We start from the raw sequence: 21,556 nt of genomic DNA, 5'->3' as shown, positions 1-21,556 counted from the left end.
TGGCGTCCCCTAGGGGGTTCGAACCCCTGTTGCCGCCGTGAAAGGGCGGAGTCCTAGGCCACTAGACGAAGGGGACGCATCGGTAAACCTGTGCCTCGTCGAGGTGGCGCGTATATTAAGAATGTGCCCTTCTGCTGTCAACCGTTTTGCCCGAAAAATATAAAAACCGGTTGCTGAGGTATTGGCGACCCCGGGGCGGTTTCTGTTCCGGGGCCGTTATCCGACCGACCGATTACCTCAGGGCCTGCTTCAGTGCCGGTTCGAGTTCTGGCCAGACAAACTGATAGCCTTCGGCCAGCAGCTTTTCAGGCACGGCGCGCTGGCCGGTCAACAGCAGATCCGACATTTCCCCCAGCGCTAATCTGAGAATGACTTCGGGCACCGGGAACAGTACGGGTCGGCGCAGCACCTTGCCAAGAGTGCTGGTAAATTCCCGATTGGTGACCGGCGCCGGGCTGACCACATTGTAGGGCCCCGAAGTTTGCGTGTTTTCCAGCATCCAGATAATGGCGCCGACAACATCGTCACGGTGCACCCAGGGCATGTATTGATGACCGCTGCCGATTCTGCCACCGAGACCAAGTTTGAATGGCAGCGCCATGCGCTCGAGAAAGCCACCATTGGCACCAACCACCAGCCCGGTTCTCGACAGGCACAGCCGCACACCCTTGCTGGCAAGCGGCGATACTGCTTGTTCCCAGTCCCGGCACAGCTGATGGGCAAATTCGTCGTGGGGCACGGTGTTCTCATTGACCGGTTCACTACCCTGAGCTCCGTAGTAGCCCACAGCCGATCCTGAAATAACAACCTGCGGCAGGGTTTCCCGGCTGAGCAACACGGTAACAAGTTCACGGCTCAGGGCGATACGGCTGTCCCTGAGGGCCTTTTTGCGTGCCTCGGTCCAGCGTTTATCGGCAATACCTTCACCGGCAAGATTAATGACACCGGAAAAGGTCTGGTCAGCAGGAATGTCAGTCAACGCGCTGATGGCGGTGACCCTGCCGCACAGAGCCCTGACTTCGGACTCGGTCTTTCGGCTCAGTACGGTAAGCTGATACCCCTTGCGGATCAGTGCAGGGCAAAGATCCTGGCCAATAAATCCGGTGCCTCCGGTAATAAGCAGATTTCGTTCAGTCATGGTCCTGCTCCAGCAGATCGCGGGCGATATCGCGAAGGGCGAATCCAAGCCTCGGATCATTGCCGATGGGGGGCATCAGGCTGATGTCCAGCTGATACTTCGCCCGGTAGGTGTCCAGCATCTCCGGCACGTCCTTGCGCAGGTGCCGGCCGGCAGCAAGAAACAGTGGCAATATCCGGATCTCATTGATACCGGCGGCAGCAGCAGCGGCTACTTCGTCTTCGAGAGATGGCTGGCTCAACTCCATATAGGCAACCCTGGCCTCGGGCACCGCCTTGAGTGTGGGCTCAGCCAGATCCTCGAAGGTTTTACACCAGCGTTGATCGCTGCTGCCGTGGGCAAGCAGGATAATCCGTGTCTGATCGGCCATGAATCTGAGTCTCCTGATACTGACGCTAGGTTCAGTGTATAGTCGCTGCTAGGGGCACTCAAATGAATGAGTGATGTTGTCCAGAGGGTCATTTCTTACTGGGTCAGTCTGTTATGTTCGCATGGTATGAGCTACTGGATTTCTGGTTTGGTGAACTCGATGATCACGGGATCCCCGACCAGCATCATCGGGAACGCTGGTTTCGCGCCAGCCGGGCCTTTGATCAGGAGATTCGCCGACGGTTCATGTCGCTGGTGTTGCTTGCCTCCGAAAACGGTCTGGAGCACTGGCGCGCCCAGCCGGGAGGACGCCTGGCAGAAATTATCCTGTTGGACCAGTTCACCCGGCAGATCTACCGGGGTGGTGGCCTGGCCTTCAGCAATGACCGGCAGGCTGTCAGGCTGTGCCTCGAGGGTCTGGACGAAGGCGCAGACCAATCACTGCTGCCAATCCAGCGGGCGTTCTTCTACATGCCACTGCAACATTCAGAGAAAGCCGACCTGCAGGCAAGATCCGTTGCCTGTTACCAGCAGTTGGCGGCCAGTGAATCCGGTCCGCTTAGGGTATTTCTGGAAAGCTTTACCGAGTCGGCGCGGGATCACCAGATGGTGATTCAGCGCTTTGGTCGCTTTCCCCACAGGAATCGTCTGCTGAAACGATCCTCTAGCGAGGAAGAGGCCCGCTATCTGAAGGATGGCGGTGCCCGCTACGGTCAGTAAATGCAACCATCAGCGGTTGACCGCTGATGGTGTCTGTACGGCAGGGTTAGCCGCAAGCCCCTCGGGTTTCGTCAGCAGGGTGTCGCCCTGATCATAAATCAGCTCAAACTCGGCCTCCGGCACCACAGTAACCGCGATATCCAGTTTGTGTTCCCCGCCACCCAGCAGCACCCCCCGCATGGGGGTGGTATCGGAAAAATCCCGTCCCCAGCCCAGAATGATATGGGCATGGTCCGGAGTAACTCCGTTGGTGGGATCGAACTCCAGCCAGCCCGCTCCGGGTACAAATACGCTCACCCAGGCATGGGTGGCGTCAGCGCCTACCAGCCGGGCCTCTCCGGCCGGCGGGTTGGTCAGCAGATACCCGCTGACGTACCTGGCGGCGAGTCCCAGTGACCGCAGGCAGGCAATCATCAGATGGGCGAAGTCCTGGCAAACCCCCCGTTTCTGTTTCAGTACGCTGGCCACCGGGGTTGATACGTCGGTGGCTTCATTGTCGAAGGTGAATTCCTGGTAAATCCGCAACATCAGATCCTGGCAGGCCTCCGTTAACCTGCGGTCCGGCGTAAAGCTGCCGTACTGCTGGCCTGTGGGAATCAGGGGAGAGCTGAAGCGGAAGGCGGCCGCCTGCAAGGTGTCACCCGCCATGGGATGGCCGGCCTGATAGCGGAGCTGATCCCGGACCTGCTCCCAGCTCTGACCTGCGGGCCCGGGCTCAACTGTCGGTCGGGGTGCAAGATCAACCCAGCACTCACTGCTCACCTCCAGGCGGTTGTGATCGGTCAGGAACTGGATGGCTGTAATATGGTTGCCAAAGCTGTCAACAAAGGTGCGTTGCAGATCCGGCTGCGGATCAATCAGTAGCCGGTGATCGAGGCACTGCTGCCAGGGCAGGTCGCGGGGTGTCAGTCGCAGCAGGTGGTGGGACTCACTGACCGGATGCAGGTATTCGTAAGTGGTTTCGTGGCGAACGTGATAACGGCTTGAGTACATGGTCGCTGGTCCTCAGGCCGGATTCCAGCGGGTACGCTGGCCTGCGGTGTGACTGAAACTCTGACGCTGGATCTGTTCCGCGACGTTGTAGCATACCCTGATAATTTCGCCCAGTGTTGTGGCCAGCTGTTCGCAGGCCTGGTCAGCACCGGGCTCCGCAAATGGACGCAGATCCAGCTGCTGCAGTGATTGCGCTGCCAGCTCGATATCCGGAGGCAGTAACTGGCGCGTGGCATTGGCGATTTCGGGCAGATCCCGTTGCAGTTGTACGATCTGAAAGGCCACGGCATGGGTATTGGACCGGTCTGTAATCAACAGATGCAGCACCGGCAGCAGTTCCGGCGCCCGGCGGTAGCGGGTGCGATAGGTGATGGACGAGTTGGTGACTTCCAGCAGCCATTCCAGCATGGTGTCCCGCTGCTGCTCTTTGGCCTGCAGGGGAACCTGAAGCAGGCTGCAGAGATTGATCAGGCGCTCCAGCCGGCGTCCGGCAATCAGGAAACACCAGTCGGCATCCCGGGTGATGTCGTCCATGGCGAAGCCCCCCAGCGAAATACAGTCTAGGATCACCTGATTGAGGGCGCCGATGGCTTTATCCGGCGTGGATGGCCGGCTCTGGAGCGGCAGTTCCAGCCGGCTCAGCAGATGCCAGTTATCGGTGGACAGCCGGTCCCGGAGTTGACTGGCGTTCAGCGCAAGTGCCTGCAGGCAGTAGGCCAGTGAGCCCGGCTGGTCGCGATTGATGAGGGCTTCCAGCAGACCGCTGGCGCCCACTTCCGGCTTCGCCTTCGGTGCGAGTGGGGGCAGAATGCCAAGGCGCCGCCCGGCGGCGCGAAGTCCGGTGAGGGCCTCCTCGGATTCTTCATCATTGGTTGCCAGCCGGGTAAAGGCCGCCCGCAGAATCCGCGAGGTCATCTCGGAGCGTTCGCTGTGACGCCCCATCCAGAACAGATTCTCGCCAACCCGGGAGGGTGTGTCACGCTCGGAGGTCAGCAGGTCATCAATACTGAGCCGGGGCTTGGTCAACGGCACTCTTCGGGCCGGGCGACGGGCTTCCACCCAGGTGTCCTTGGACAAACCGCCCCGCTGCATGGAAATTACTTCAGCGCCATCCCGGGACGCGACCCGGGTGAGGGCGCCGGGCATCACGGTGTAGCCGTCGGCGGTGGCGGCAGCAAATAACCGCAGGCCGATGGAACGGGCGGCAAGGGGCTGCTGTGAGTCCCGGCGCCACACCGGTGCCTGGGACAGGCGAACCCATTCCTGGGCGACGTAGGCGTGGGGCTGGGCCCGGATCTGTTCGATCAATGCTTCGCGGTTGCGGCCTTTGAGCTGATGACCGAAAACCGGTTCAGTACCGGTGCCGGGGTAGGAGGGCTTGATGACCAGTTCATCCAGATGCTCAACAACCCATTCCAGGGCCGGAGGTTCACCACACCACCAGGTTGCCACTGACGGCATGGTCAGCGGTTCACCCAGCAGGCGTTCGGCAATTCCGGGCAGGAAGCCGAACATCGCGGCGCTTTCCATAAGCCCGCTGCCGAGGGCGTTGGCAACCAGCACTTTTCCGGCACGAACGGCGCCCAGCAGGCCCGGAACCCCCAGCACAGAATCAGCGCGCAGCTCCAGCGGATCACAGAAGCCATCATCAAGGCGTCGGAAGATGACATGAATCTGGCGCAGGCCCTGAAGTGTTTTCAGGTACACGGTGTCGTTTCTGACCGTCAGGTCCTGACCTTCGACCAGGGGGAAGCCCAGGTGACGGGCCAGAAATACATGCTCGAAATAGGTTTCGTTGTAACGTCCCGGGGTCAGCAGCACGCACAGGGGGGTATCCGGTCCGCTGGGCGCGTGTTCACTGAGATGACCTTGCAGGTCCCGGAAAAAATCCGCCAGATTTCGGGCCGGCAGGCTGTGGAAAGCGGAAGGAAAAGCCCGGGAAATAACCATGCGGTTCTGCAGTGCATAGCCTGCACCGGAGGGTGCCTGGGTCCGGTCGGCAATAACCCACCAGTGGCCGTCGGGAGAGCGGGCAAGATCGACTGCATAGAAATGCAGGTAGCGGCCACCGGGCGGCGTAACCCCCTGGCAGGGCCATTTGAAACCGGGCTGGCCAAATACCAGAGCTGGCGGCAAAAGACCCTCGGTGAGCAGGGACTGGGGCCCGTAGAGGTCCGCCAGCACCTTGTCGAGCAGCGTCGCGCGCTGGGCAACCGCTGCCGCCAGCTGATCCCATTCGGTGGCCTGCAGGACCAGTGGCAGCAGGTCCACCTCCCAGGGGCGTGCAATACCGCGGGGGTCGTCATAAACATTATAGGTGACGCCGTCGGCGGCAATGGCGGCCGCTACCGACTGGGCTTTCTGATCCAGTGTATCCGTGGTGGTTTGTCCCAGCTGCCGGAAAAACGGCTGCCAGTGTTTACCGATTCGGTTCTGATCGTTCAGCAGTTCATCGAAACGCCCGGATACCGGCCGATAATTTTCGAGGATGGATGGCAGTTTGAAATCTGACGGCACGGTTACGAAATTCACTCTGCTGAAGGTTTCCCGCCAGGGAAGGCTTCTGGTTATCGGAACAACAGACCTTCGGTGCAGGGCCCGCCTGGCGTGGGCCACTGCCACGGAAGCGACAGTCGGTCACCCACGATAGCGCACCGGACAGGGCCCGGCATAGCCCGGCAGCACCGGGAACCGGCGAATTCTGCTGGCACAGGCGACGGTCTCCCGCTGCGCACTGGTATCGTCGGTTCGCTGTTCAGTGGCGCCGCAGGTCAAGGGTAAACGGGAATTCCGGGTTGATCTCCGGTTTTTGAAGGGCGTCGCCGACGGCTTTGCCGGGGCTGTGGCCCATGCGGAAAAATCGGGACATGCGCCGGCTTTCCGCTTCGAAGGCGTTTACCGGCAGCGTTTCAAAGCTGCGCCCACCGGGGTGTGTGACATGGTACTGACAGCCTCCGAGGTTGCGCTGATTCCAGGTGTCCACCAGGTCAAACACCAGGGGCGCATCGATTTCAATCGTCGGGTGCAGACAGGTAGGGGGCTGCCAGGCCCGGTAGCGGACACCGGCCACAAATTCGCCCACCGTGCCGGTGTTGTGCAAGGGCACCGGCACTCCGTTACAGCGGAGCTGGTAACGGTCTGACGCGGCACCTGACAGCTTTACCTGCAATCGTTCCAGGGACGAATCCACGTAGCGGGCGGTGCCGCCGGTGGCGCCTTGCTCACCGGTGACATGCCAGGGTTCCAGAGCGCTGCGCAGTTCCAGATGGATGCCACTGACCTCATAGTTGCCCAGTACCGGAAAACGGAACTCCAGGTGCGGCGCAAACCAGCTGGCCTGCAATGGAAAGCCTGCGCTCGTGGTGTCTTCGATAACATCCTGAAAATCCTGCCAGATAAAATGCGGCAACAGGAAGCGATCGTGCAGTTCAGTGCCCCATCTGGCCAGTTTGTCAGGATGGTAGGGGGTTGCCCAGAATCGTGCCACCAGTGCCCGCAGCAAAAGCTGCTGGGTCAGGCTCATGCGGGCGTGGGGCGGCATCTCGAAGGCTCTCAGCTCCAGCAAGCCCAGGCGCCCGGTGGCGCTGTCCGGTGAGTAAAGCTTGTCGATACAGAATTCGGCGCGGTGGGTGTTGCCGGTCATGTCGGTGAGCAGGTCCCTGAGGATCCGGTCCACCAGCCAGGGTGAGCAGGGCGCGGTCAGGGCCTCCCCGTTAACCGGGGGCGGGCACAGGCGCTGCATCTCGCGGAACGCCAGTTCAATCTCGAACAGGCTGTCGTTGCGGGCTTCGTCCAGGCGCGGAGCCTGGGAGCTGGGGCCAATAAACATTCCGGAAAACAGATAGGACAGGCTGGGATGGTTATGCCAGTAACTGACCAGGCTGCGCAGCAGGTCCGGTCGCCTGAGGAATGGCGAATCCGCCGCAGTGGCACCCCCCAACACGAAATGGTTACCGCCACCGGTGCCGGTATGACGGCCATCCATCATGAATTTTTCAGTACTGAGGCGGCTCTGAAAGGCGTCGTCATAGAGGCTGGTGGTCTGCTCGACCAGTTCATCCCAGCTATGGGCCGGATGCACGTTGACTTCGATCACACCCGGATCCGGGGTCAGCCGGAAGTGACGTAACCGGGAATCCGCCGGGGGCTCATAGCCTTCAATCAGAACTGGCTGGTTCAGTGTCGTCGCCACCGACTCGATAGCGCTGATCAGCGCCAGATAGTGCTCCGGTTCTTCCACCGGTGGCATGAACACATACAGAATGCCGCCACGGGCCTCTGTGCACAGTGCAGTGCGGACCACATCGGGGGCGGATTTGCCGGCTTCAGGGGGGTGTTCCACAGCTGCGCCCGCAACGGGCTTGCGACCAGAATGGTTCAGGTTGCCGGCAGCGGGCAGCGGCTTGTGCTGAACAAACGGGTCGGGGCTGTGTATCCAGGGGTAGTCCTCATCCCTTACCCAGGGTTGGGAATCCAGCGGCAGCCGGTAGCCCACGGGGGAGTCGCCCGGCGTCAGGTAGCAATGCTCGTCTCTGAGAAACCAGCGGCCGGTACGCCAGGTTTTTGTTGTGGCATCGATGGCCAGTGGCAGCACGTGGCCGGTAGCGGTGTCCAGGCCGCGGCTGAAAATATGCTGCAGCCGCTTGCGTTCCATGGGGTCCGCGAGCTTTGAGTCGAGCGGATCCACGTTGACCGGCAGCTGGCGCTCTTTCCACAGGTAATAGAAAGCGTCTTCCAGCGCCGGAAAGCAGGCTTCCGGCGTCAGGCCGAGGGTTGTTGCCAGCTGCCCGATAAAGAGCCGCGCGGTTTCTTCAGTGGCCGTTCCGGGCGTGCGTTCGTCGGCAATCAACGCCGGGTTCTGCCAGATAGGCTCGCCATCCCGGCGCCAGTAACAGTTCATGGACCAGCGCGGCAACTGCTCGCCGGGGTACCACTTGCCCTGACCAAAATGGACCAGCCCGCGGGCGCCATAACGTTTGCGCATACGGTGAAACAGGTCCGACGCCAGCAGGCGTTTGGTGGGCCCCAGGGCCTCGGTGTTCCACTCGTCGCCGTCACGGTCGTCAATGGAAACGAAGGTAGGCTCACCGCCCTGGGTCAGCCTGACATCCAGCTCCTGCAGCTGTTCGTCGATGCGGTGGCCCAGCTGTTCAATGTCACGCCACTGATGGTCGCTGTAGGGCTTTGTCACCCGGGGCGTTTCCAGGATCCGGCTGACGGCCATATGGTGCTCGAAAGACACCTCACAGTGTTCCACCGCTCCGGAAACCGGCGCGGCGGAGTAGGGCTCCGGAGTGCAGGCGAGGGGAATGTGGCCCTCGCCTGCAAACAGCCCGGAGGTGGGGTCGAGTCCTACCCAGCCGGCACCGGGGAGATAGACTTCACACCAGGCATGAAGATCGGTGAAATCCTCCTTAGGCCCGGAGGGGCCGTCCAGCGATGGCTGATCAGCCGTCAGCTGAATCAGGTAACCAGACACAAAACGTGCCGCCAGCCCGATGTGGCGCAGCGTTTGCACCAGCAGCCAGGCAGAGTCACGGCAGGAACCGGAGGTGTTCTGGAGGGTTTCTTCCGGCGTTTGCACCCCGGGCTCCATGCGGATCAGGTAGCTGACCCGTTCATACAGGCGCTGATTCAGCGCCACCAGAAAATCGACACTGGCGGCAGGTGTCAGATCAATACTGTTCAGCCACTCCCGGAACAGGCTGTCATCCTCGACTGGCAGCGTTTTGAAATAGGGCGCCAGCTCGACCTGTTGCCAGTCTTCATAGCTGAACGGAATCTGCTCGGCGCCGGGCTCCAGAAAGAAGTCAAAAGGATTGATCACCGTCATTTCGGCCACCAGATCAACGGTGACACTGAACGATGTGGTTTTCTCGGGGAACACCAGTCGTGCCAGGTAATTGGCCTGGGGGTCCTGTTGCCAGTTGACGAAATGCCCCTCGGGGCCCACGTTAAGGGAATAGCTGAGAATCCGTGTACGGCTATGGGGACAGGGACGCAAGCGTACAATCTGGGGCCCGAGCGTTACCGCACGGTCGTAGTGGTAACGGGTTTCGTGGGTCAGGGCTACGTGAATGGACATGGTGCGTCTGTGCACTCCTTCAATGGAAATCCGGCGCCGGGATTCCCTGGCGGGTACAGTCTATGACCTGATGGATGAACCGCAGCTTTTCGATAACCATGGGCGCCAGTACAAACGGATAGGCGTCATCGTGCCCCATGCTGCGATTGAGGCTGTTCAGTGCAAGCGTCAGTGGCATCCAGTGCTCGATCAGGGGGTCGAACTCCGTCTGGTAGTAGGGATCAAAGCTCACTGAGGTTCTCGACGGAAGGCTGCCTTCATCGTCCAGTTTCAGGCTCAGGTTGAACTGGTGAGCGGTCTCCAGTGTATCCACCATATGCAGATAATGTGCCCAGCTTTCCGCCCAGTCCTCCCACGGGTGGCTGGCTGCATAGTGGCTGACATAATTCTGCTGCCAGCCCGGCACCGGTGGCTGGCTGTAATGCTGCTGCAGAGCCTGGTTATAGTCACGCTCCTCATTGCCGAACAGCTGGCGGAAAGGGTCCAGCCAGGGGCTGTTACGAATCAGGCGATCCCAGTAGTAGTGCCCGGATTCGTGCCGGAAGTGTCCCAGAACGGTGCGATAGGGCTCGGCCATATCGTCCCGGGTCGCGGCGCGGATGGCGGGATCAGCCTCGGCAATATTGAGCGTGATAAGCCCGTTGTCGTGGCCGGTCATTACCCGTTCCCGTTCGTTGAAAACCGGAGCCTGATCTGCAAGAAAATCAAAGGCCAGCCCCATGTCTCCGTTGGCCTGTTTCGGGTACACCGGCAGGCCTAGCCGTAGCAGCGAGTACACCAGCCGTCGTTTGTCCACTTCCAGGGTGTGCCAGAGGTTCAGATTGTGGCTGATGCTGAGGTCCGGAATCATATGGTTGAGGCGACAGGACAGGCAGTAGGGTGCGGATTCTTCCGCAGGTACCAGCCAGTTGCAGACCTGATACTGGGAATAATTGCCACACAGCCGGTAGTGATTGTTGCTGGCCTGGTCTTTCCATAAAACCCCGCCAACAGGCTCTATAGCCAGTAACGAGCGGCTGCGGGGAGAATAGCCGAGTGCCGCCCCACAACGGTTACATTGCGTATTCTCGAAGTAGAGAGCGTTTCCGCAATTTGTGCAGCGAAAAAGTTTCATTTTCGGACTCCCGGAGGGTATGTCCTTTCTGATCGGGGGGAAAACAAATGCCGAGCCAGGTTGATACCTCCTCAGTATTGTCGGAATCCAGCGTAACGCAACCGGGGGTAAGGCGCGATGAACTTTTTGAAGTGATGTGGGCGTAGTGTCGTGTTTGCCTAAAAGGATACGTCACGATAACGCCCTCCTTATCGGCCAGGGCTGCCATACCAGAGTTGCGACGCTGGTAATACGCGGATTTTCTGTCAAGGCCTGTTCATCCGGGAAGGCGGCCTGGTATCACCGGCACTGTCGGCTGGCGTTGCCGAACAGCCGTGGCAAAAGGGCCGTTTGCACAACTCTGTCATCAAAGTTTAAAAAGAAGTTGACGGCCGAAAACATATCCGTAGAATACGCAGCCGTTGAGAGGCAACGTCTTCTGCAACAATCAGCGGGAATAGCTCAGTTGGTAGAGCACAACCTTGCCAAGGTTGGGGTCGCGAGTTCGAATCTCGTTTCCCGCTCCAGATCCCGAAAACCCGGCCCTCATACGGCCGGGTTTTTTCGTTCAGGGCAGCTGGTTTTGATTTGGGTATACGGAGCACTTTGCCACCATGAACATCCACTCTCTCTGGCTGTATCCCATAAAATCCCTGCCGGGCATGGCTGTCGAGTCATTTGAGCTGGACAAATTCGGTCCGGCACAGGACCGTCGCTGGATGGTGGTCAGTGCCGACGGACGTTTTGTCACCCAGCGCAAGGTTCCGGCGCTGGCGCTTGTGATTCCCCGCATCGAAGCTCAGGTGTTACGGATTGCAGTTCCCGGTGAGGGCGACCATGCCGTTGAGCCTGGTCCCCGCTGGCGAACGGTCAGTGTCTGGCAGGATCAGGCCGAAGCTCTGGTGGCGCAGCCGGGACCGGCGGAGGCGCTCAGTCGTTTTCTGGGCATGCCGGTGGAGCTGGTCTACATGCCGGACGCTGCATTCCGGCATGCAAGGGCGCCAGGTCTGACAAGCCTGCATCCGGTGAGCTTCGCGGACGGTTTCCCTTTTCTGGTAACCACAACCGCCTCACTGAATGACCTGAACCTGCGCCTTGCCAGGGCCGTGGAAATGCGGCGTTTCAGGCCCAATATTGTTATTGAGGGGGCCGAACCCTGGGCGGAAGATGGCTGGCAGCAGCTGGCCATAGGAGAGGCCCGTGTTAACCTGGTGACGCCCTGTTCCCGATGCGTAATGATTACGGTCGATCCCGACACGGCGGTGCGGGCGGAAGATGGCGAACCCCTTAAAACCCTTGCCTCGTTCCGGCGCACAGCTGACGGTGTGATGTTTGGTGTTAACGCCGTTCATCAGGGTGCAGGTCTGCTGCGGATCGGTGATACCGTACGCGTGATTCATTCCAAGGAGATGTTCTGAGCTATGCCGTTGCTTACCCTTGAGGGAATCTCCCTCGCTTTTGGTGTACACCCGTTGCTGGACAACGCTTCGCTTTTTGTCGAACCGGGCGAACGGGTGTGTCTGCTTGGTCGCAATGGTGAGGGCAAGTCCACTCTGCTCAAGATCATTTCCGGTGAGGTCACTCCGGACGCCGGCGTCGTCCGCCTTGAAAGTGGCGCGACCCTGGCGGTGCTGCCCCAGAATCTGCCATCTCACGATACCCGCACGGCCTACGATGTGGTTGCCGGTGCGTTTCCTGAAACCGGGGAGTTGCTGGTGGAATTCCACCACCTGGCGCAACAGGGAGATGAAGCCAGCCTTGACCGGATGATGAAAGTTCAGGAGCGCCTGGAGTCTCTCGATGGCTGGCGGCTCGATCAGAAAGTGAGCAATATTCTGGAGCAATACCGGATTAATCCGGACCAGACCCTGAATACCCTTTCCGGCGGCTGGCAGCGTCGTGTGCTGCTGGCCCGGGCTCTGGTGGCCGAGCCGGATATACTGATGCTGGATGAGCCAACCAACCATCTGGATGTACCGGCTATCGCCTGGCTTGAGGATGCGCTCAGCCAGTTCCGGGGCGCTATTGTCTTTGTCAGTCACGACCGTGCGTTTATTCGCCGGATGGCCACCCGGGTGGTGGAGCTGGATCGTGGCCAGCTGGTGAGCTTCGCCGCCAGTTATGACAAATACCTCGACCTGAAAGAAAAAGCGCTGGAAGAGGAAGAACGCCAGAATGCGTTGTTCGACAAGCGCCTGAAACAGGAAGAGGCCTGGATACGGCAGGGCATCAAGGCCCGTCGTACCCGTAACATGGGTCGGGTCCGTGCGCTCAAGGCCATGCGGGAAGAGCGTCGCCAGCGCCGCGAGCGTAGTGGTACCGCAAGCTTCAGCGTTGAAGATGCAGCCCGCTCAGGGCGGCTGGTGGTTGAAGCGAAACACGCTGAGTTCAGCTACCCGGATGGTACCAACGTCATCCGTGACCTCAACATGACCATCATGCGGGGTGACAAGATTGGCCTGGTCGGTGAAAACGGCACCGGCAAGACGACCCTGGTGCGCCTGTTGCTGGGAGATCTTGAGGCTACCGCAGGCGAAATCCGCCTTGGTACCAACCGGGAAGTGGCCTACTTCGATCAGCTCCGGGGTGAGCTGGACCTGAAACGGAATGCACTGGATAACCTGTCCGAGGGCCGTGAGTTCATCGAGATCAACGGTCAGCAAAAGCACGTTCTGGGGTACCTGCAGGAATTCCTGTTTGCTCCGGAACGTGCCCGCTCTCCGGTCAGTGTCTTTTCCGGCGGAGAGCGTGCCCGCTTGCTGCTGGCCAAGCTGTTCAGCAAGCCGGCCAACATCCTGGTACTGGACGAACCTACCAACGATCTGGATGTGGAAACTCTGGAACTGCTGGAGGAGCGTCTGGTGGAGTTTGCCGGAACGGTCATCGTGATCAGTCACGACCGGGAATTTCTGGACAACATTGCCACAGATACCCTGTTCCTTGACGGCAGCGGCAGGGTTCGTGAGTACGTGGGTGGCTACACGGACTGGCGCCGGCAGGGCGGTCGTTTCCCTTCGGAGGCCTCGGAAGCCGGCCCGAAGAACCGCGGCAAGTCCGCCGCAAAGACCGCAGGCAAAGGCGCAGTCAGTGGTGTGACACCGGTCGTAGCGGTTACCGAAACCACGGCGGACTCATCGGTAAAACCGGCGGAAGCGGCGAAGACCGTCAAGCTCAGCTATAAGCTCAAGCGGGAACTGGAGTTGTTACCGGCCACCATGGAAGCCCTGGAGTCCCGCATCAAGGAACTGAACGAGACCATTGCATCGCCGGCCTTCTATGAGAAAGAGGCGGATGAGCTCAATCAGGTGTTAAAACAGCTATCAGATGCCGAAGCCGAGCTGGAAGGGGCCATGGCCCGCTGGGTAGAACTGGAAGAAATGCAGAACAATGGCTGAGGAGAGTCCCGTCTGGCTGATCAGGTAAACGAGTTAGCCAGACGGGATGCCAGATCCTAGTGTATACGGATGGCCAGCACGTCCACCTTGGAGCCGTGCAGCACGCCGTTGGCGGTCGAACCCAGCAGCAACTGGATACCGCGGCGACCATGGCTACCCATGATGCACAGATCAACGCCGCGGTCTTCACAGAGGTGGTGGATCTCCGATTCCGGGCGTCCAACGGTCACAATCTGGTTCGCCTCAGGAATGTCGTATTCCTTGCCATAGGCGGCAAGTTGCTCGCGGGCGGCCTTGTCGAGCTGATCCTGAAGTTCCGTCAGATCCATCGGAATATCCCCGCCATAGGCATAGCCAACGGGCTCAATGACATGGGCAAGTAGCAGCTGTGCATTGAAGGCTTTCGCCATTTCAACGGCCTTGCGGAGAACCTGAGGGGCTTCTTCTGTCAGGTCGACGGCAACAAGAATCTTGGAATAGGAAGACATGGTTCATTGCTCCTTGGCTGCAGGCAGTTCCTGCTTGACGGGTATGGCCAGTTGGCCAGTATCAAATGGTACTTTAGGCAATTTATCGCTTCTGTAAACTGATAGCGATCAAATTTCCCGGGAAAGGCCGGAGTTACGGTATTGAACAAGCACAGAAACACAAAGCGGAGCCACTGGCTCCGCTTTGTGTTTCTGCTTTGTGTTTCTGCTTTGAGGGGAAGCGATCAGGCCTGGGACTGCAGCAATGAAACGGTGTTGTCCAGCTCGTCCAGAATCGCCCGTGAATAACGTTCGATCACGAAGACCACGTTATTGCGGTTGTAGTTGATGTAGGAATTGCGGATAAACTCCCATTTCGATTCGATGTCGCCCAGGGGGCCGCTCAGTTCGGGGCGAGCGGCGCCGGCACGAACCTGCTGAAGAAGAGCGTCAAAATCCCTGGCCTGCTCATCCAGAGGCTTGCCGGCACCACCACCCTGAATCTGGGATACCTGGGAGTATGAGCGTGCGGTATACCGTGACAGCATTTCCGCCATCAGCACCGCTGCAGAGCGGGCCGATTCAACATTGGCGCTGGTGGGGGTCTGTGAGCTTTCCCGGGCAGCACTGTAGAGTTCCGTTGACAGGTTACTGAGGGCGTTGGCGGTGCCCGCCATTTCACCCACCAGTCGCAGGTCAGGGTAACCGATTTCGGTGACATCGCTGACGTTCTGACGCATCAGCTCCTGGAAGGTGGTGTATTGGGCGTCAAGTGCAGCGATCTGGTCCGGAGACAGGATGTTGACAGCATTGATCTTGATGCGGCCGATGTTGGCGTTGGAGCGACTCATTGCCTGCTGGATTTCCTGATCGGCAGAGTTGTCTTTGGTGGCGCTGTACCGGTAGTACGCGGACACAGCCATAAAGTTATTGATCCGGAATTCGTGAAGATCCCGAAGGAACGAGGAGCCTTCATTTGCCTGGGTGGCCATGGACGTCAGCAGTAAGGTCAGCACCAGCAGTGCGCTTTTGAGCTGAAGACTGGTGCAATACGAACGGAGGCGGAGGAGAGTTCGGTTCATTGGGGCAGTACTCCAAGATGATGCGCTTTATTATTCTGTAACTGGTGAGGTCCGTCCGTGGCTTGCCCGATGGGGCGTAAGGGCTGTCAAAGGGTCGGGCGGAAGTTGGACCAGGACTATTTTCAAAGCTAAATTAACCGGGAAGACCGATCAAGTTGTTTGTCCCGGAATGCGACCCCGTTCCAGGAATTTTACGGATTATTGCAGTCCCCCTCGGGTGTTAAGGGTAAATCCTCAGAGGGTTTCTGGCTGCTGCCGTTGATCCCCCTATGTGCCTGAAATAACAAATTCATTGACAAGTGCGTCAATTTTTCACATCGTGTGGCCTCCAAATTCAAACGACTGTATGAATTTCGGCCCCCGGTTTTCGCACAGGTTCCGGCGCGATGATGCGCCATCCCGAAAACTGCCGGTTTCCGGACTTCGGGCAGTGACCGAAAACCCGCCAGGAACTCCGGGTCCGCGAGGGTCCGGGCAGAGGCATTCAACCAAGACTGGAGATCAGTTGATGATTTACGAAGGTAAAGCCATCACCGTTAAAGAGATCGAAGGCGGCATAGCACAACTGAACTTTGACTTGCAGGGCGAGTCTGTCAACAAGTTCAACCGTCTGACGATTGAGGAACTGCGAGCGGCGACCGACAAGCTCAAGGCCCGGACCAATCTTAAAGGGCTGGTCGTGACCAGTGGCAAAGATAGTTTTATTGTCGGTGCCGACATCAACGAATTTACCGACTTGTTCGCCGGTAGCGAAGAAGATCTGATCAATAACAACCTTACTGCCAACGAAGTCTTCAGTGACATCGAGGATCTTCCTTTCCCGACCGTGACCGCGATCAATGGCATGGCTCTGGGTGGTGGTTTCGAAATGGCCCTGGCGACGGATTTCCGGGTCATGGACACCAATGCCAAAGTGGGTCTGCCGGAAGTCAAGCTGGGTATCTTCCCGGGCTTCGGCGGAACCGTGCGTCTGTCGCGCCTTATTGGCGTGGATTACACCATCGAGTGGATCTGCATGGGCTCCGAGAACCGGGCAGACAAGGCCCTTAAAACCGGCGCCGTTGATGCCGTGGTTGGCGGAGACAAACTGATGGAGGCGGCGCTGGCCATTATCAGCCAGTGCCAGGACGGCAAGCTGGATCATCTTGCCCGTCGCGAGGAAAAGAAAGGCAAGATCAAGCTGAACAATATGGAAAGCATGATGGCCTTCGAGACCTCCAAGGCCTTTGTTGCCGGCCAGGCTGGTCGCAACTACCCGGCCCCGGTCGAAGCCATCAAGGTGATGCAGAAGCATTCCATGCTGACCCGTGACAAGGCCATTGAAGTGGAGGCCAGGGGCTTCGCCAAGATGGCCAAGACCAACGTTGCCGCTTGCCTGGTAGGCCTGTTCCTGAACGATCAGGAGCTGAAGAAGAAGGCTAAAGAGTGGGAGAAAGAGGCCGCTCCGGTGCGTCAGGCCGCGGTACTGGGTGCCGGCATCATGGGTGGTGGTATTGCCTACCAGTCAGCCCTGAAAGGCACGCCCATTCTGATGAAGGACATCAATCAGGACGGTATTGATCTGGGCCTGAAAGAAGCGAAGAAGCTGCTGTCCAAGCGCATGTCCAAGGGCCGCATGAAGCCGGAACAGATGGCCGATGCCCTGAACAACATTGTTCCGACCCTGAACTACGGTGACTTCAAGAACGTTGATATCGTGGTCGAGGCAGTAGTCGAGAACGTGAAGGTCAAGGATTCGGTATTGCGGGAAGTGGAAGATCAGGTGCGTGAGGATGCGATCATCACCTCCAATACCTCCACCATTTCCATTGATACCCTGGCGAAGAACCTGAAGCGTCCGGAGAATTTCTGCGGTATGCACTTCTTCAATCCGGTGCACATGATGCCGCTGGTTGAGGTTATCCGTGGCGAGAAAACCAGTGACCGTGCCATTGCCACCACCGTGGCCTATGCCAAGGCCATGGGCAAGACCCCGATCGTGGTTAACAACTGCCCCGGCTTCCTGGTCAACCGGGTGCTGTTCCCGTATTTCGGTGGTTTTGCCGGCCTGGTTCGTGACGGTGCGGATTTCCAGCAGGTCGACAAGGTTATGGAAAAGTTTGGCTGGCCCATGGGCCCCGCCTATCTGCTGGACGTGGTTGGCATGGACACCGGCAAGCACGCCAATGAAGTCATGGCAGAAGGCTTCCCGGACCGCATGAAGTCTGACGACAAGTCAGCCATCGATGTGATGTACGAGAACAACCGGTACGGCCAGAAGAATGGCAAAGGCTTTTACGCCTATGAAGAAGACCGTAAGGGCAAGCAGAAGAAAGTTGTCGACGAAGAGTCGTACAAGTTGCTGAAGCCCATCGTGAAAAGTCAGAACGACTTCAGCGAAGAGGACATTATCGCGCGAATGATGATTCCCCTGTGCATGGAAACCGTTCGCTGCCTGGAAGACGGCATTGTCGAATCCCCGGCGGACGCGGATATGGGTCTGATTTACGGTATTGGCTTCCCTCCGTTCCGCGGCGGTGCGCTGCGTTACATTGATGATATGGGTGTCGACAAGTTCATTGAACTGGCCGACAAGTTTGCAGATCTCGGGGCGCTCTATCACCCGACAGAGAAACTGCGTGCCATGGCGAAGAATGGCAAAAAATTCTTCGGCTAACCCTGACCGAGATTTCCGAACGGAGAAAGATCTATGAGCCTTAATCCGAGAGACGTTGTTGTAGTGGATTGCGTACGGAGTCCGATGGGTCGGGCCAAGAACGGTTGCTTCCGCAACGTTCGTGCTGAAAACCTGTCGGCGGCGTTGATTGATGCGCTGTTCGAGCGCAACCCGAAGCTGGACCCGAAAGAAGTGGAAGATGTGATCTGGGGCTGTGTCAACCAGACCAAAGAGCAGGGCTTTAATGTTGCCCGTCATATCTCCCTGTTGACCAGGGTGCCTCACGAAGCCGGCGCCCAGACTGTAAACCGGCTGTGTGGTTCAGCCATGAGTGCCATTCACACGGCGGCTCAGGCCATCATGACCGGTAACGGCGATACCTTTGTAATCGGTGGTGTTGAACACATGGGCCACGTGCCCATGACCGAAGGTTTTGACCATAACCCGGCGGCGTCCAAGTACTCTGCCAAGGCTTCCAACATGATGGGCCTCACCGCAGAAATGCTGGCGAAGATGCACGGTATCAGCCGACAGCAGCAGGATGAATTCGGCGCCCGCTCCCACCGCCTTGCCCACGAGGCAACGCTGGAAGGGCGTTTCAGGAATGAAATCGTGCCCATTGAAGGCCATGACGACAATGGCTTCATGACCCTGATCGAGAACGATGAAACCATTCGTCCTGAAACCACGGCGGAATCTTTGGGCCAGCTCAAGCCGGCGTTTGATCCGAAAAATGGCACGGTTACCGCAGGGACCTCGTCACAGCTCACCGACGGTGCCTCCGCGATGCTGCTGATGTCAGCCGAGCGTGCCCAGGCCCTCGGCCTGACCCCCATCGCAAAGATCCGTGCCATGGCGGTTGCCGGTGTGGACCCTGCCATCATGGGTTATGGTCCGGTTCCGGCCACCAAAAAGGCCCTCAAACGGGCAGGTCTCAAGATCGAGGACATCGACTTCTGGGAGCTGAACGAGGCCTTTGCCGGGCAGTCACTGCCGGTGCTGAAAGATCTCAAGCTGACCGATGTCATGGAGCAGAAGGTCAACCTGAATGGTGGTGCCATCGCTCTGGGGCATCCGCTGGGATGTTCCGGTGCCCGGATTTCCACCACGCTGCTGAACATTATGCAGGCTCGTGGCGGCAGTCTTGGTGTGTCCACCATGTGTATCGGCCTGGGGCAGGGTATTGCCACCGTCTGGGAACGGATCTGATTCAGAGAGCTGTTTCAAGAGCGGCCGGAGCTGTTGTCCGGCCAAACCCAGAACAAGCCCGGCCTCGCCGGGCTTGTTTGTTTCGGGCGTTCAGCACTACTTCAAAAACTGTGCTAAAAGCTTTAGCAAAATCCAAGTATGGGTTGTCTTGTAATTGCTGACACTGTAAAACAGTGCTCCTATAGCTTTGTGAGCCAGTGTCTCCGGTCAGGTCTGACGCGGTTTTCCAGCGTTTTGGCACGCTTCACTTCCGTGCTGCCGGATTATTGAACAGCTCATTTCACGAAGTATCTAACGAACAGTTTGCAGGGGTAATGTCTCTGATATGGGTAAAAGTCTCGTAATCGTCGAGTCGCCAGCGAAGGCGAAGACCATTAATAAATATCTGGGTAATGACTTTATCGTCAAATCCAGTGTTGGTCATATACGGGACTTGCCGGTAAGCGGCAGTGGCTCCACATCCGACCCCAAAGAGCGTGCCCGTCTGGCGGCCCTGACCCGCAAGATGGAACCGGAAGAGAAAGCCGCCTATAAAAAGAAGAAGTCCCGGGACCAGCTGGTGGCGCGCATGGGCGTTGACCCTGATCACGACTGGGAAGCCCGCTACGAGATACTGCCCGGCAAGGAAAAGGTGGTCAGCGAGCTCAAACGTCTGGCCAAGACCGCCGATCACATCTACCTGGCGACGGATCTTGACCGCGAAGGGGAGGCTATTGCCTGGCACCTTCAGCAGACCATTGGCGGCGAACCGGAAAAGTACCGCCGAGTGGTGTTTAACGAAATCACCAAACGTGCCATCCAGGCCGCGTTTGTGGACCCCGGCACTCTCGACACCAATCGTGTCAACGCCCAGCAGGCCCGGCGATTCCTTGACCGGGTAGTGGGTTATATGGTGTCGCCGCTGCTGTGGGCCAAGCTGGCCAGAGGTTTGTCGGCCGGTCGGGTGCAATCCGTGGCGGTGCGGCTGATCGTCGAGCGGGAGCGGGAAATCCGCATCTTCGTGCCCGAGGAATACTGGCAGCTGCATGCTGACCTGGCCTCGACCCAGGCCAAAGAACCGGTCCGGTTCGAAGTGACCCGGTATCAGGACAAGGGCTACCGGCCGGTCAATGAAAGCGAGAGCAGTGAGCATGTTGCCCGCCTCAGGGATGGCAGCTTTGCGGTGGCCAAGCGCGAAGACAAGCCTACCCGCTCCCGTCCCACGGCGCCGTTTATCACCTCGACGCTGCAGCAGGCGGCCAGCAACCGCATGGGCTTCAGCGTCAAGAAAACCATGATGCTGGCACAGCGGCTCTATGAAGCCGGCTACATCACTTATATGCGTACTGACTCCACCAACCTGAGTCAGGATGCGGTGACCAGCTGCCGGGAATTTATCGCCAAACAGTTCGGCGACAAGTATCTGCCGGAGAGCCCCCGTCTGTATGGCAGCAAGGAAGGCGCTCAGGAGGCCCACGAGGCTATCCGGCCCACCGAGGTGTCCCGCAAGCCGGCTGATATCAGCGGCCTCGAGAAAGACGCCGAGAAGCTCTACGATCTGATCTGGCGACAGTTCATTGCCTGTCAGATGGCCGATGCCGAGTTCCTGAGTACGTCGGTGGTGGTGGCCAATGGCGATTACGAGCTGCGTACCCGGGGTCGGATCATCAAATTTGACGGCTTCCTGAAGGCAGCGCCCCAGTCCGCCAAAAAAGATGAAGACATCGCGCTGCCGGATATCAAGGTGGGCGAGGTACTGGAGCTGGCAAAACTGGATCCGACTCAGCACTTCACCAAGCCGGCGCCCCGGTATACCGAAGCCAGTCTGGTGAAAGAGCTCGAAAAACAGGGTATCGGCCGGCCTTCCACCTACGCATCCATTATTTCAACCATTCAGGATCGTGGTTACGTGCGGTTGCAGAACCGCCGGTTCTACGCCGAGAAGATGGGCGACATTGTTACCGGTCGACTGTCGGAATCGTTCCCGAACCTGATGGATTACGACTTTACCGCGCGGATGGAGGGCGAACTGGACGAAATCGCCGAAGGTCACGTCCAGTGGAAAAAGGTACTGAACGACTTTTACGCCCGTTTCAAGCAGCAGCTTGACCAGGCCGAAAAAGCCGATGACGGTATGCGTGGCAACACCCCCACAGAGACCGATATCGAATGTCCCTCCTGCGGGCGTCACATGCAGATCAGGGTTGCCAGTACCGGGGTGTTCCTGGGTTGCTCCGGTTACGCTCTGCCTCCCAAGGAGCGCTGCAAGACCACCATCAATCTGGTGTCCGGTGACGAAGTGGTCAGTGCAGACGATGACGTGGAGGGCGAGGGCGAAAGCCGCCTGCTGCGCAAGAAGCGCCGCTGTCC

14 protein-coding genes and 2 tRNA genes are annotated in these 21,556 nt (G+C 58.7%); 7 read left to right on the top strand and 9 right to left on the bottom strand.

Annotation, left to right across the window (positions count from 1 at the left end):
• From AAC035_RS05345 to AAC035_RS05335, 3 genes are all read right to left on the bottom strand, one after another.
• Positions 1-76 (bottom strand) — tRNA-Glu (locus AAC035_RS05345).
• 156 nt (positions 77-232) lie between these two features.
• Positions 233-1,138, bottom strand: coding sequence for a TIGR01777 family oxidoreductase (locus AAC035_RS05340; protein ID WP_339800921.1), 906 nt, complete (start codon positions 1,136-1,138; stop codon positions 233-235).
• A complete protein-coding gene (locus AAC035_RS05335) occupies positions 1,131-1,508 on the bottom strand; it encodes a CbiX/SirB N-terminal domain-containing protein (protein WP_339800918.1) in 378 nt (125 codons plus the stop codon). The genes AAC035_RS05340 and AAC035_RS05335 overlap by 8 nt, the downstream gene beginning before the upstream one ends.
• 113 nt (positions 1,509-1,621) lie before the next feature.
• Here AAC035_RS05335 and AAC035_RS05330 point away from each other — a divergent pair, with 113 nt between their 5' ends.
• Positions 1,622-2,227 (top strand): DUF924 family protein, encoded by a 606-nt coding sequence (locus AAC035_RS05330; RefSeq protein WP_339800915.1) that lies wholly within the window; start codon positions 1,622-1,624, stop codon positions 2,225-2,227.
• A gap of 9 nt (positions 2,228-2,236) precedes the next feature.
• Here the strand turns inward: AAC035_RS05330 and AAC035_RS05325 are convergent, their stop codons facing one another.
• The 4 genes from AAC035_RS05325 to AAC035_RS05310 form a co-directional block, all read right to left on the bottom strand.
• Positions 2,237-3,220, bottom strand: coding sequence for a transglutaminase family protein (locus AAC035_RS05325; protein ID WP_339800913.1), 984 nt, complete (start codon positions 3,218-3,220; stop codon positions 2,237-2,239).
• Between the two features lie 12 nt (positions 3,221-3,232).
• Entirely contained in the window at positions 3,233-5,752 is a 2,520-nt protein-coding gene (locus AAC035_RS05320) for a circularly permuted type 2 ATP-grasp protein (RefSeq protein ID WP_339800910.1), read from the bottom strand.
• A 223-nt stretch (positions 5,753-5,975) separates the two neighbouring features.
• Positions 5,976-9,305, bottom strand: a complete 3,330-nt coding sequence (locus AAC035_RS05315) for a transglutaminase family protein (protein WP_339800907.1) — start codon at positions 9,303-9,305, stop codon at positions 5,976-5,978.
• 19 nt (positions 9,306-9,324) lie between these two features.
• The gene (locus tag AAC035_RS05310; RefSeq protein ID WP_339800904.1) at positions 9,325-10,419 is read right to left on the bottom strand and encodes a putative zinc-binding peptidase; all 1,095 of its coding nucleotides are present in this window, start codon (positions 10,417-10,419) and stop codon (positions 9,325-9,327) included.
• 430 nt (positions 10,420-10,849) lie between these two features.
• Between AAC035_RS05310 and AAC035_RS05305 the strand changes: the two genes are divergently transcribed.
• The 3 genes from AAC035_RS05305 to AAC035_RS05295 all read left to right on the top strand — a co-directional run bounded on the left by AAC035_RS05305 (position 10,850) and on the right by AAC035_RS05295 (position 13,793).
• A tRNA-Gly gene (locus AAC035_RS05305) sits at positions 10,850-10,925 on the top strand.
• Positions 10,926-11,012: 87 nt separating this feature from the next.
• Positions 11,013-11,816: an MOSC N-terminal beta barrel domain-containing protein gene (locus AAC035_RS05300; RefSeq protein ID WP_339800901.1), complete on the top strand. Its 804-nt coding sequence runs from the start codon at positions 11,013-11,015 to the stop codon at positions 11,814-11,816.
• A gap of 3 nt (positions 11,817-11,819) precedes the next feature.
• Positions 11,820-13,793, top strand: a complete 1,974-nt coding sequence (locus AAC035_RS05295) for an ATP-binding cassette domain-containing protein (protein WP_339800898.1) — start codon at positions 11,820-11,822, stop codon at positions 13,791-13,793.
• 56 nt (positions 13,794-13,849) lie between these two features.
• On the opposite strand, the gene AAC035_RS05290 is transcribed toward AAC035_RS05295, so the two are convergent.
• Positions 13,850-14,281 (bottom strand): universal stress protein, encoded by a 432-nt coding sequence (locus AAC035_RS05290; RefSeq protein ID WP_339800895.1) that lies wholly within the window; start codon positions 14,279-14,281, stop codon positions 13,850-13,852.
• Positions 14,282-14,505: 224 nt separating this feature from the next.
• Positions 14,506-15,342, bottom strand: coding sequence for a hypothetical protein (locus tag AAC035_RS05285; protein ID WP_339800892.1), 837 nt, complete (start codon positions 15,340-15,342; stop codon positions 14,506-14,508).
• Positions 15,343-15,850: 508 nt separating this feature from the next.
• Here AAC035_RS05285 and fadB point away from each other — a divergent pair.
• From fadB to topA, 3 genes are all read left to right on the top strand, one after another.
• Positions 15,851-17,998, top strand: a complete 2,148-nt coding sequence (fadB, locus tag AAC035_RS05280; protein WP_339800890.1) for a fatty acid oxidation complex subunit alpha FadB — start codon at positions 15,851-15,853, stop codon at positions 17,996-17,998.
• A 33-nt stretch (positions 17,999-18,031) separates the two neighbouring features.
• On the top strand, positions 18,032-19,207 hold the full coding sequence (gene fadA, locus AAC035_RS05275) for an acetyl-CoA C-acyltransferase FadA (RefSeq protein WP_339800887.1): 1,176 nt from the start codon (positions 18,032-18,034) through the stop codon (positions 19,205-19,207).
• Between the two features lie 325 nt (positions 19,208-19,532).
• Positions 19,533-21,556: type I DNA topoisomerase (gene topA / locus AAC035_RS05270; protein ID WP_339800884.1), on the top strand; the 2,024-nt coding region annotated here is incomplete at its 3' end.

The sequence above is a fragment of the uncultured Marinobacter sp. genome, from assembly GCF_963974375.1.
In the GTDB taxonomy this organism is placed as follows: domain Bacteria; phylum Pseudomonadota; class Gammaproteobacteria; order Pseudomonadales; family Oleiphilaceae; genus Marinobacter.
Note: the sequence above shows the minus strand (reverse complement) of the source record. Positions and strands in the feature narration are given on the sequence as shown.